The organism is Pseudovibrio ascidiaceicola, from assembly GCF_900114245.1.
GTDB classification, from domain to species: domain Bacteria; phylum Pseudomonadota; class Alphaproteobacteria; order Rhizobiales; family Stappiaceae; genus Pseudovibrio; species Pseudovibrio ascidiaceicola.
In genome coordinates this window covers 396,388-408,214 of sequence record NZ_FOSK01000002.1, presented here as the reverse complement: position 1 = coordinate 408,214, position 11,827 = coordinate 396,388, and the positions used below count along the sequence as shown (strand labels likewise).

The 11,827-nt window shown below is 50.8% G+C and carries 14 protein-coding genes; 6 read left to right on the top strand and 8 right to left on the bottom strand.

Translation table 11 applies throughout. From position 1 onward, the window contains the following. Positions 1 to 21 precede the first annotated feature (21 nt). The 3 genes from BM231_RS06100 to BM231_RS06090 all read left to right on the top strand — a co-directional run bounded on the left by BM231_RS06100 (position 22) and on the right by BM231_RS06090 (position 2,567). Positions 22 to 819, top strand: a complete 798-nt coding sequence (locus BM231_RS06100; protein WP_193758271.1) for a transporter substrate-binding domain-containing protein — start codon at positions 22 to 24, stop codon at positions 817 to 819. Between the two features lie 114 nt (positions 820 to 933). Next, positions 934 to 1,758 (top strand): amino acid ABC transporter permease, encoded by an 825-nt coding sequence (locus BM231_RS06095; RefSeq protein ID WP_063302493.1) that lies wholly within the window; start codon positions 934 to 936, stop codon positions 1,756 to 1,758. A 110-nt stretch (positions 1,759 to 1,868) separates the two neighbouring features. Next, positions 1,869 to 2,567, top strand: a complete 699-nt coding sequence (locus BM231_RS06090) for a type 1 glutamine amidotransferase (RefSeq protein WP_093517635.1) — start codon at positions 1,869 to 1,871, stop codon at positions 2,565 to 2,567. Positions 2,568 to 2,579: 12 nt separating this feature from the next. Here the strand turns inward: BM231_RS06090 and BM231_RS06085 are convergent, their stop codons facing one another. From BM231_RS06085 to BM231_RS06055, 7 genes are all read right to left on the bottom strand, one after another. After that, the gene (locus tag BM231_RS06085) at positions 2,580 to 2,867 is read right to left on the bottom strand and encodes a DUF1330 domain-containing protein (RefSeq protein WP_063309814.1); all 288 of its coding nucleotides are present in this window, start codon (positions 2,865 to 2,867) and stop codon (positions 2,580 to 2,582) included. Positions 2,868 to 2,954: 87 nt separating this feature from the next. After that, positions 2,955 to 3,740: a glutathione S-transferase family protein gene (locus BM231_RS06080; protein WP_093517633.1), complete on the bottom strand. Its 786-nt coding sequence runs from the start codon at positions 3,738 to 3,740 to the stop codon at positions 2,955 to 2,957. 8 nt (positions 3,741 to 3,748) lie between these two features. Next, entirely contained in the window at positions 3,749 to 4,660 is a 912-nt protein-coding gene (locus tag BM231_RS06075; protein WP_093517631.1) for a glutathione S-transferase family protein, read from the bottom strand. 14 nt (positions 4,661 to 4,674) lie between these two features. Continuing rightward, the gene (locus tag BM231_RS06070) at positions 4,675 to 5,346 is read right to left on the bottom strand and encodes a glutathione S-transferase family protein (protein ID WP_093517629.1); all 672 of its coding nucleotides are present in this window, start codon (positions 5,344 to 5,346) and stop codon (positions 4,675 to 4,677) included. Between the two features lie 35 nt (positions 5,347 to 5,381). Then, on the bottom strand, positions 5,382 to 5,816 hold the full coding sequence (locus BM231_RS06065; RefSeq protein WP_208860121.1) for a MarR family winged helix-turn-helix transcriptional regulator: 435 nt from the start codon (positions 5,814 to 5,816) through the stop codon (positions 5,382 to 5,384). 348 nt (positions 5,817 to 6,164) lie between these two features. Beyond that, the gene (locus tag BM231_RS06060; RefSeq protein ID WP_093517627.1) at positions 6,165 to 7,067 is read right to left on the bottom strand and encodes an MBL fold metallo-hydrolase; all 903 of its coding nucleotides are present in this window, start codon (positions 7,065 to 7,067) and stop codon (positions 6,165 to 6,167) included. Between the two features lie 15 nt (positions 7,068 to 7,082). Beyond that, the gene (locus tag BM231_RS06055; RefSeq protein WP_093517625.1) at positions 7,083 to 7,748 is read right to left on the bottom strand and encodes a DsbA family protein; all 666 of its coding nucleotides are present in this window, start codon (positions 7,746 to 7,748) and stop codon (positions 7,083 to 7,085) included. 95 nt (positions 7,749 to 7,843) lie between these two features. On the opposite strand from BM231_RS06055, the gene BM231_RS06050 reads away from it, so the two are divergent. Continuing rightward, positions 7,844 to 8,749, top strand: coding sequence for a LysR family transcriptional regulator (locus BM231_RS06050; protein ID WP_093517623.1), 906 nt, complete (start codon positions 7,844 to 7,846; stop codon positions 8,747 to 8,749). Between the two features lie 14 nt (positions 8,750 to 8,763). On the opposite strand, the gene BM231_RS06045 is transcribed toward BM231_RS06050, so the two are convergent. Then, entirely contained in the window at positions 8,764 to 9,657 is an 894-nt protein-coding gene (locus BM231_RS06045; protein WP_093517621.1) for a LysR family transcriptional regulator, read from the bottom strand. Between the two features lie 101 nt (positions 9,658 to 9,758). Here BM231_RS06045 and BM231_RS06040 point away from each other — a divergent pair, with 101 nt between their 5' ends. Together BM231_RS06040 and BM231_RS06035 are read left to right on the top strand one after the other, a co-directional pair. Beyond that, the gene (locus BM231_RS06040; RefSeq protein ID WP_208860120.1) at positions 9,759 to 10,688 is read left to right on the top strand and encodes a tyrosine-protein phosphatase; all 930 of its coding nucleotides are present in this window, start codon (positions 9,759 to 9,761) and stop codon (positions 10,686 to 10,688) included. A gap of 135 nt (positions 10,689 to 10,823) precedes the next feature. Then, positions 10,824 to 11,804 carry a DUF2332 domain-containing protein gene (locus BM231_RS06035; RefSeq protein WP_093517617.1) on the top strand — a complete coding sequence of 327 codons (981 nt, stop codon included), beginning with the start codon at positions 10,824 to 10,826 and terminating at the stop codon, positions 11,802 to 11,804. The last annotated feature ends 23 nt before the right edge of the window (positions 11,805 to 11,827 follow it).

Here is an 11,827-nt window from a genome sequence, read left to right as displayed (position 1 = left end):
TTGGAGGGGACATACCCGATGATGAAGAAATTTAAACTAGCATTAGCAACTCTTGCTCTTTCTGTCGGTTTCGGAGCAGCAGCTTCCGCTACGGATCTGCCAGATCTGAAGGGCCGCACCGTTGTTGCAGTGACCGAAAATGCATACACACCTTTGAACTTCGCAGATCCCAAGACCGGTGAGGGCATCGGTTGGGAATATGACGCATTCAACGAAATCGCAAAACGCCTCAACATGAAGGTGGATTGGCGCTTGGCCTCATGGGACAGCATGATCGAAGCAGTCCGTCAGGGTCAGTTTGACGTTGGCATGGATGGCATTACCATCAACGAAGAGCGTGAAAAGCAGATCGATTTCACCGATCCTTACATGACTTCCGAAATGTTCATGTTGGTGCGTGCGAACGAAGACCGCTTCGACAACTCAAAAGCTTTTGCTGACGACCCAGGCTTGTTGGTTGGCGCACAGCCGGGCACCACAAACTTTTATACCGCTGTTTACGCTGTGTTGGATGGTGATGAAAACAACAAGCGCATCCAACTGTTCGAAACCTTTGGCGCTTCTGTTCAGGCACTGCGTGCTGATGATGTTGACATGGTGCTGATGGATGCAACAGCAGCAGCAGGCTACATGGGCGCATCCCCAGATAGCTTTAAAGTCGTTGGCGGTCCAATTGGTTCGGAAGACTTTGGCTTCATTCTGACCCCAGGTTCTGACCTGCGCGAGCCAATTAATGCAGCACTCAGCGCCATGCGCGAAGACGGCACCATAGATGCCTTGAACCAAAAATGGTTCTTTGACTATAAGTCCAAGAACTAACAAGAGCTTAGTTGATTTGGCGGGTGCACGGCGCCCGCCATTTCTATTAAAGGCATTACAAAAGATTTCTGGACCTCATCAAGAAATCCAAAAACGTGATTTAAAGGAAACGCGATGGGCATGCGTTCTGCCACAAGATCCCGGTTGAACAAGCTTCCATGGTGGTTGCTCGCATCATTTGTTCTCGCAGTTTTCTTTCTCTGGCTCATCGCCGCAAATGGTGATTATCGCCAGATCTTTGAGACCCTTCTCAGAGGTGTCGGCATCACCTTGTTCGTCACCTTTGTCTCGTTCATCATCGCGAGCATCGTAGGGCTTGTCATTGCATTAGGGCGTGGTTCCAAACACCGTGCCATCCGCGAGTTGTGCTCGTTCTACACCGAGATCATGCGCGGCGTACCCATGTTGGTGCTACTCTTTTACATTGCTTTTGTTGGCGCTCCACAAATGGTTGCAGCTTACAACTGGATCATGGGGCCGTTGATTGAATGGGAGATCGTCGACAAGCTGCGGGTGCGTGATCTCTCCATGCTGTGGCGTGCGATCATTGCACTATCCATCGGTTATTCTGCCTTCATTGCAGAGATTTTTCGCGCAGGTATTGAGAGCGTCGATGACGGGCAGTTGGAGGCAGGCCGGGCACTTGGCCTCTCCAGATGGCATACGTTCCGCTTTATCATCTGGCCGCAAGCACTCAAGAACATCCTACCGCCATTGGGCAATGACTTCATCGCGCTTATCAAGGAAAGTGCGCTGGTCTCTGTGCTTGGTGTGCAAGACATCACCCAGCTCGGCAAAATCTATTCTGCCTCCACATTTCAGTTCTTTGAAACCTACAATGTGGTTGCGTATCTCTACCTCATCATGACAGTCTCGCTGTCTCTGGTCGTTCGCGGTCTGGAACAGCGCATGAAACGAGCCTTTGAAAACGAAGCTTAGAACTCGTCCTTAAGAAGCTCACAGAGGCTTTAGGTCGGATTTCTACAAAACAATGATAAATGCAGCATGCCCAACAAAGAAAGCACAGCTGCTTATGACAGGAAGTTGGAATGACCGTTCTCGTTATTGAAAACTGCGAAAACGTAACGCTTGGCCTGCTGGGACAGGCGCTGGATCACGCGAAAATGCCGATTGATCTGCGTGTCATGGCACAAAATGATCCGCTTCCCACCGACATCTCAAAGTTCAACGGACTGGTTGTTCTGGGCGGCTTGCAACATGCCAGAGCGGATGAAGAGTTCCCATTCCTGAAAGATGTGTGCGACACGATCCTTGCATTTCACGAAGCCGACAAACCGGTGATGGGCATCTGCCTCGGTAGCCAACTGATCGCACGCGCATTCGGCGGTGAGAACATTTTGGGAAATCCGGTTGAAGCCGGCTGGCTACCGCTACAAGTCTCAGAGCAAGGCAAACAAGATCCGGTCATCTCTGCTTTTGAAGAAGACGACCACATCTTCATCCTGCACACTGATACTTACACTCTGCCCAAAGATGCCATACATCTGGCATCCAGTGAAATGACGCCCAATCAGGCCTTCAAGATGGGCCGTGCAACATACGCCATCCAGTTCCATTTCGAGTGCTCCGTCGATCAGGTGAACCATTGGAACGGCTGCTTCCATGGCCCAATCAATGAACTGGTTCCGCACTGGAACGAAATTCTGGAAGAGCAGGGACCAAAGTTTGGCCCAAGAGCTGACGCGTTGGGACTGGAGATCTCCCGCCGCTGGATCGCCTTGCTGTAGGTCTACAGTCTTCTACTCATCGTATATCTGAATGGTCATCTCGCAGGCTGCATCGCGGAGAGGGATGATTTTCTTGTAAGCCTCGGAGGTATAAAAATCTTCGAGGCTTTGAAGGTCTTTGTAACGGAACACGGCTGCAATGTGTGGCATCAGCTCATCACCCTGTTTCGTTTGCGAGAATTTGCCGCGCGCAATGACCTCTACTCCGGCCTCTTCCATCAATGCCGCAGCCGCTTGCACATACTGCTGAAACTGATCCATGTCTTTGATAATGGCGTAAGAGAAGTTCAAAACTGACATTCAGAAAAATCCTTTCGAGTATTTCGTGAGTTCGTGCTGATGCTTGCTTTCATACAAGTAAGCTATTCGCAGGATTTCTCATTTGGGCTACCGTCGCCCTCCAAGTTGCCGAAGCACCTTTGCACTTAGTCGAAGCACCCAATTGGGTATCTTCAGGAAACGAGCTTGAATGCCGTTCTTAAAGGCCTCACGAGCTTCAATCCGCGTGATCCAGTCATTCACATTTGGTAGAGATTTGAACGAGTAGCCCAACTGGCGAAGAATAATCGTATTGGGGAACCAGGCGATATCTGCCAGTGAGTATTGGTTGCCAACAAGCCAGTCTTGGGTCTTAAGAAGGTTCTCAAGTTCAGAAAATTGCTCATGAACAATCCGTTTCGCACCCTCAGGATTGTTGGCAGTCCGACCAGCCAGCCGTTCTGCATGAAATTTGGCGCGATGAGGCACGTGATCCTTGTAAAATTGGGCATCGCGCGGTGTCGGTAAACGCCCATATCCGCAGGAATAAACATAGTTCACGACCATACTCATGTGCGATGCGTCCGCACTTTCTAGCAGAGCTTCTATTTGCATTTTGAGTGTTGAGTCTGCCGGTGTGAGGGATGGATCAGGGTAAAGCTGCTCCAGATAGTGCAAGATCGTGATGGACTCGTTTATTGCCACACCGTCATGCACCAGTGCGGGAACCGAAGCATTCGGATTGATGGCATGATACTTTGCTGTTAGTTGCTCGCTTCGCATAAGGTCGACAAAGTGCATCTCAACTTCAATGCCTTTCTCTGCCAGCAACAGCATCACCCGCTGAGCACAATTGGAATAGGGGTTGTAGAACAAGTGCAGACCGTGCAGGTTTTGGGGACGAACAGCTTCCATGGCAGACCTCAGAGAACTCGGGTTAAAGCAAAACGGCGTTTGGGAAAATGGACATGAACACGCCCTGCAACATCGGTATTACGAGCAAGAACCCAACGCTGTTCATCCTCACCAACCAGCTCACCATGCGTGCCTTGTGTTGCGTAATCTGTTGGCCCAACAACAACTGATGCCCCAATCAACGGACTACGTTTCATCTCGACTGGGATCTCTCGTGGATCAGCGTGCGAGGCAACTTGGAGTGCGTTGTTTGCCGAAATTTCCGTACGATATCCATGCCCGATGGATACCATTCGGTGAAACCAGTTTTTCAACAGACGGCGCCCTGCAAACACCTGCCGATGATCCATTTTTTCACGAAACCAGACCATATGAACCGCGCTGAAGTCTGCGATGCCGGGTGTGTAACCATGCAGAAAATCAGAGGTCAGCTGGCTTTCAAGCTGATCCAGAAACCTCCGCCAAATGGCCTTTGCTTCTTCGCGTGATGGCTGAACGAGATGCGTATCAGTCAGCAGCTTTTTCTTATCTTGAAGGTAGCCCGGAATTGCACTCAAAGGCACCTGTTGGAGCAATGCTTTGATCAATCCAAAGACTGGAACAGACGCAATGCACCCAAAGAAGACGCTTGTCTCAAGCTCCTTTAGAAATGCGCTGATTGCCTCATTCTGCTCATAAGGAGATAATTGAGGGTTTTCTGAAGACTGTGCAATCTCCTCTGCAATCAGGATGGTATCGCAAAAAACATCAGCTCCTTTCTGCGCAACTGGAATACGCCGGTATCCACCTACCAATGGATCAATGGAAGGGCGTGGCGGCGTAAGAGGAGCTTGTACGGAGGACCAACTGATTCCGGTGTAGCCGAGCATAAGTCGGATCTTTTCTGAATACGGCGAAACGTCTTTGTGATGGAAAATCATGACAGCACCGCAAATCAGGAGGCAAACGGGCGGAAGGCACCGTTCTTGGCAAGAGCAGTTTTATAAGCAGGGCGCGAACGCATCCGGCCCAGATACGCGGTGATATTTGGATACTGCCCACCAAAACCGATGCGAACCTCGGCAACCTCCAGACAATACCCCATCACGATATCTGCAGCACTCAGGCTGTCGCCTGCAAGCCATGTTGAACGCCCCAATTCCTCTTCGATGAATGAAAGCATTCTGGTGATGCGAGGCTCCAGATAAGCTGCACGTACCTTCCCAACCACAGCAGACATGACTGGCCGCAAGAAGAAGGGAACTTTGGAAATCATCCGCTTGAAAATCAGGCTGTCCAGCAGCAGCGGCATAAAGCTGCCCTGTGTTGCATGGAACCAGAACAGGTACCGTGCACGTTCCTCAGAACCCGGCTCAGGGCGCAACGTGGCATTGGGATGCTTATCCAGTATGTAGTCAACGATCGCATTGGTCTCGGGCAAAACCAGGTCACCATCCGAGATTGTTGGTGACGTGCCAATCTGGTGGAGGCGTTTATAGTCGGAAGGGGCGAGGTCAGTCGCTGCATCTCGCTTATACTGCTTGATTTCATAAGGAACACCAAGTTCCTCAAGCAGCCATAAAATGCGAATGCTCTGTGAATTTTCCAGATTATGAACGGTAATCATGCCAAACCCTTTGCGTCTTGCAAAAGGGGCAGACCTTAAAGCTTGAGCAGCAACTCGTAGAGCTTCTCGTAATCGTCCTTTGTCAAAGAGGAGGGGCCCATCTTCAAAAGCTCCTCATCAGCAGCCCTATGGGCCATGCGCCCATCATCTGTAATGCTGATAAAGACGGTTCTTTGATCCTCTTCGCTGCGCTCCTTGGCAATGTACCCTTGAGCGACCAGCTTGTTCAAAGTACGCGATACGTTAGGACTGTCATCAATCATAATCGATTTGAGCTGGCCCACGGTAAGTGTGCCTGTTTGTGACTTGTCGAGCCCATGCAAAATGGTAAGCTGTAACAAAGAAAGGTTCTGCCCACTGATCAGGCGTTCCATTTCCGCTTTATGCTCTTGAGCAGCGCACATTAGCAAAGCCATGGCTTTATGCTCGATCTCCAAATCTGATTTGATGATAATGTCCTTGTTGGCCAACCGCGTCTCCTTGTCTGTTGAGATGCTATTTCGCACAGAACTTCATGATGTTGCAAGTTGCTGAGACTGCGAATGACCCACTGCTGTCGGCTTTGGCCTTCCCCTATGCTGTCTTGATTTCATAAGAGATCAATGGAACTGACGGATACCGCCATCTGGCCTCTTGGTGTTGGGGGCAAGGGCTTTGCTGTTCCACTGATCTCATAAAAAGGAGTAGCTCTACCCATAATAAGTGTCAAGGAATATAAATCCATGGAAATTAAATTATGACGGTTTGACGCAGGATAGAGGAGGGAAAGCGAGCAAAAAAAGCCCTCACATCAGACTGCAGGAGCTTGAGGTTTTAGGTTATTCAGCAGGCCATTTCATCTCGCCCATCACCACCTTGGCTCCAAGAGCAAGGTCACTGGTTCTGCGTTCTTCCAGTGCAGGAAACTCTGCTTTCATCAGCGCCACCAGTTCTTCAGAGTTTTTCGCAAGAGCTGCATTCTTCTCAACCGCAGCGATATAGGCTTTTGTGAACGCAATAGAACCCACCGTCTGGCTGTTGGTCTTGCCCATAAAATGACCTGGGATCACACGTTTCGGATTCAGAGCAAGAAGATCATCAAGGCTCTTCTGCCAGTCTTCGCGTTTCTCTGATGTTGGGTTATCAGCCTGCCAGATATGAGAGTTGTCAAAGACAAGTACCCCACCCAAAACAGTGCGTTCTGAAGGAACCCAAAGACTGGTGTGAGATGGATCATGTTCCTCAAGACCAAAGATCTCAATTGGTGTTCCATCCACTTTGAGCTCGTTACCGCCAATCGCTTCTGGAATGACCAAATCCTGAGGTGCATCTTCTTTCAGGATTGGCCCCCAAAAAGCAAACTTGCCTTCAATTGTGGCTTTGATCTTCTCGACAGTAGGCTGCGTGGCAATAATCTTGGCATCAGGAAATGCTGCGCGCAGCACATCCAACCCGAAGTAGTAATCAGGATCACCATGGCTGATATAAATGGCTGTCAGTGTTTTACCGCTCTCCTTGACGATTGAAATCAGGTTTTGAGCATCACCGCGTTGAAACTGCGCATCTACCAGAACAGCTTCGCTTGGGCCTTCAATCAATGTGGATGTAACAGGGAACAGACCCTCATCACCCGGGTTGTAGACCTCAAAAGTTAGGGCGGTTGTATCCTGAGCATAGGTTGCAACAGGCGCAAGAGTAGCGGTTGCTGCAAGGCTTGCAGCAAGAGCAAGAGATTTAATCATTTGTTTTCCTTGGGGTTAAAGAGCAGGAAAGTCCTGCTGAATGCTGTGAGAGAAACTGTTCAAAGCCCCCGTTAGCTGTTCATGAGAGCCGAAAAGCAAATCAGAGGGCAGCAGCATGCGTTCACCGTGTGCGTCTGCAACAAGTGCCGGTACACCACGCCCACCCATCTGGTTCAAAACCATCTGGCCATGAGCAACACGCCGTGCGGCCTCTGCTTCAACAGACGTCATATGGCCTTGAAGCAGGGCAGCTGCATCTGCAAAGTCTGAACCGGAGAGCAAGCCTACCAGCAATGAAAGATCAGTGATGTCTTCACCAGCCACATACCGCGCGTTTTGGATGAGTTTCAGCGCCTCTGGCCCTCGTGCTGGTTCTACGATCGAGCATGCGGTCATAGCGAGTGTCGCAAATGTTGAATCTAGTGCTTGCCCGTCACCATTCAGGACCTGACTTTGATAAGCACTGCTGAAAGTCTGCCCTGTCAGCTTTGCGATCTTTTGGTCAGAAGCCCAGGCATAAGACGCAAAAGAACGATCCAGAGGCCGAGCACCAGCACCGCTAAACAGGCCCGCTGGCAACATCTCAACCTCATAGTCCTTGGCCAGATCCGCTAGTCTGGGAGCTGCGCCGTAGCACCACCCACATAGCGGGTCATAGATGTAGAGGAATGAGTGCGTCATAGGTTTCTCCTTGTTGCAGGGGAACCTAGGGCAACTTGACTATCTGTAGAATGCAGATAATTTTGACATACTGTATGAAAAATAGAGACAATCAAATGAGCCTCTACAATCTCAACCGCCTCCGCCACTTTGTTGAAGTCGTCGAAAGTGGCTCCTTCACTGCAGCGGCGAAAAAGCTCGGTCTGGGAAAAGCCATCGTCAGTCACCAAGTCGCAAAGTTGGAAGAAGAGCTCGGTGCAGGCCTACTGGTGCGCACCACACGCTCTGTTCAAATGACAGAAGCAGGGCAGCGGTTCTATGAAAACGCTGCAGAAATTCTTGCTCAGGCGGAACGTGCGGTACAGGAACTCCAGCAGGAGCAGGAGATTCCCAGCGGCTTGCTCACGGTCACAGCGCCAGAAGATTACGGCCAGTGCGTCGTCGCCAGGGCGCTCATGCGATTGAGGGTGAAATATCCAAAAATCAGGGTCAATGCGGTCTTTACGGACGAAAAACTGGATCAGCTTAAGGAGAAAATAGATGTCTCCATCCGTGTTGGTTGGTTAGAAGACAGCTCTGCTATTGCAAGAAAAATTGGCAGTTTTCAGCAATATACTGTGGCATCGCCGCAATATGTCGAAGCAATGGGACCAATCACAACACCAATGGATCTGCAAGATAAAGACTGGATCTACCACTGCAAGCTGCCTGCGGGAATATTGTGGCAATCAGCTGAAGGGGAGGAGGTGCAGTTTGTGCTCCAAAACCCGCCAATTACAGTCTGGAACACACTGACTTCGCATGCATGTGCCCTCGGCCACGGTGGCCTGTGTCTCCTCCCATCCTTTCAGATCCGCGAAGATCTGGCATCAGGCCGCTTGCAACGCGTGTTGCCCGGCTGGCACCATAAGGAAGGCGGCATTTACGCGCTCTTCCCAAACAGCCGCTTTCGTCCAGCCAAGACCAAGGTGTTTGTAGAAGAGTTGATAAAGGCGCACAAAGAGGTTCGCGATGTATTTTAAGACGAGCGCTGACGTTAAACCCACGTTTTCTGATGCAATTGGCACATCCGGTTGATCAACCACTTACAGGCAGGCGCTTGCGCCTGCTGCTTGCCCCAAACAAGAGAGACCTTGTTGAGAATAGCGTTCTGCTGAAAGTCATAGGAAAGCTCTTTCAACTCACCAGCCTTCACCTCATCATCCACCATCTGCGCTGGCAACTCTGCCCAACCCACGCCGCCATGCACCATATTGTGCGCCACACGCGGATTGTCCGTAATCAGCAGATGCGGTCCTTTCTGGCGTGAAAACTCAGGTGAGTTCCGATCAATCTCTGTCTCAGAAATAATCTGTCGGTATCCGCGTAAGTCCACCAGTCGGACTTCATCCAGCTCAGCCAGAGGATGGTCCTTGTGGCAAACTGAAATCCGACGCTCAAATCCAAGTCCGCGGAAGTGGTAGCCTTCCTTGTAAGGGTGTCGTTCGATGATAATCCCCAGTTGAGCGCTTTCTTCTGCAAGCCTGGAAAACACATCGCCAAAAGAGGTGGTCTGGACGTGCAGTTCCACCTTCGGAAACTGCTTGTCGAAATCATGAAAAACATCGTTAATTTCAGATACATAAGTTCCATATTCAAACACGATTTTGAGGCTGCCTTCCGCTCCCTCACAAAGGGCGCCCGCCTTTACAAGCAAATCTTGCCTGCTCTGTAAAATGGATCTTGCATAGTCCAACAACGAAACGCCGGAGACTGTCAGCTCTGCACGGTAGCTGCTGCGATCAAATAGGCTTGATCCGAGGTCGATCTCCAGATTGGAAATAGCAGCACTTACAGCAGATTGTGCCTTACCCAACCGCCGTGCCGCAGCAGAAAATGATCCTAACTCCGCGGCAGTCACAAATGCTTCCAACTGGTCAATACTGGGCATCTAACCTCAACATGATCTGAAATTATGATGGAGTTCAACTTTACTACATAGGTCAAAATGATCTTTATGTCACCAAAATTTGCGAACAGAGAGGAATGACCATGCGAAGAATAATCGGGCTGGCAACCGCAACAATGATTGGCTCACTCATGACTGCAGGCCTTGCCATGGCACAATCAGCGCCATGTGAGACCAAACTGCCAATCGATATTCCATCCGACTGCGATGCCATCGAGATTATTAAACCAATCGAGAAACTGGAGAACTTCCGGTCTCTGACTACCTCAATAGATGGCCCGGTTTTGAAGCCTCAGCTGATCTTCCGCTCTGACCAGTTGGACAACTTGACTGAAGCTGATCAGGAAAAGTTGAGCGCATTGGGCATCGAAACCATCATCGACCTGCGTGCTCCGGATGAGTTGGACAAGCACCCCAATAAACATATCTCCTCCGTTGATTTTAACATCAACCTACCAATCGGTTCAGATCCGGCAGACATCGCCAAAATCATGCCGCTGGACGTAGCCTCTCAAATCCGTCCGCTCTGGTTCAGTGGTAAGTTTGAGGAGATTGACCAGCTTCTCAAAGACCACGATGTAGACATCTACCACACCCGCATTGACCGCTATAAGGACTTTGCCCGCAAGTTCACGCCGCAGATCTCACGTTTCATGCATGTGCTCCTGGAAGAGCAAAACTACCCGCTCATGTTCCACTGTGCTGGCGGCAAAGACAGGACCGGTTATGTGGCAGCAGTGCTGATGTTATCTCTCGGGTTCTCCGAGGAAGACGTCATGCGCGACTACCTCACCACCAACCTCTACACCTTTGATGAACTGAGCGAACTTGTCGCAAACGGCCCGCATTCCCTGCGCCCAGCCTTCGGCGCTCACAAAGAGCAGATCACTGCTGCACTGGCAGCGATGAAAGAAGATTACGGCAGCTTTGAAAACTATCGCCGCGCTGCGCTGCACATCTCTGATGAGGAACTCGCCCGCATCAAAAAGAACCTGCTGGTAGACCCAAGTTAAGGCCTCCCAGCACCCCTCGTGCTGCCTTCCCCCAACGTTGGTAGCACGAGGTTCCTCGAGCAAGTTCCACCAGAGGCCCATTTGCGCCGGAAGGCATATCCAGCCTAGACTTCCCTTATGTTTTAGGGGAATTTCATGACTGTATTATCTTCAGCAATAGAACGCGGATATCTGGGATTTGCGTCCCACGAAGCCAAGGACAACTCACCTATTTATGAAGAATGGGCGACTCATGTATCCAGCTCGCCAATCTTCCATGATTTCCTGATGGCGTTGCCAAAGGCCAAACAGCAACCTAACCTCCTTTTTGCGGCGATCAGATGGGTCACAGGACGTGTTCCTGAAGTGGCCGAACTGGATGAGACGCTGAAGCTTCATGGAACAGCAATCAAACATGAGATGATGAACCGCAGCACGCAGACCAACGAAGCCGGACGCTGCGCAACGCTCCTCCCATTGCTCGCCCGCCTCCCACAACCGCTTTCATTAATCGAAGTTGGTGCTTCCGCTGGTCTCTGCTTGCTGCCGGACCACTACGCCTACAATTACAACAACGGGGCACACACACTAGCGCCTAAGACGAACGCATCCGATACACCAGTGTTGCACTGTCAGGCGACTGGCAATGTCCCTTTGCCAACCAAGCTGCCAGAAGTTGTCTGGCGTGCAGGGCTGGAACTGAACCCGTTGAACCTTCAGGATGAAGACACCGCAGCCTGGCTCCAAACGCTCGTCTGGCCAGGGCAGGAGGATCGCCTACACCGCCTGCAAAAAGCAATCACAGTGGCAAAGCAGCAGAAAGTCCAACTCGTTAAAGGAAACCTTCTCGAAGACCTGCCAGCCTTGCTGGAACAAGTCCCAACAGGCACCACACCCGTGGTCTTCCATAGCGCTGTTCTCGTCTACACCCGAGACATGAGCAAGCGCGAAGCTTTCGTCGATCTGATGCACAACTCCAACGTTCACTGGATCTCTAACGAGGCCCCCGGTGTCCTTCCTCAACTCACCGATAAAGTCTCCAGCCCACGCCCATCAGGCCGCTTCCTCCTCTGCGAAAACGGCACCCCCCGCGCCTGGACCGGCCCACACGGACAGTCAGTTGAGTGGATCGAGTAGAGGCTTGCTAAAAGTCTCCGCAC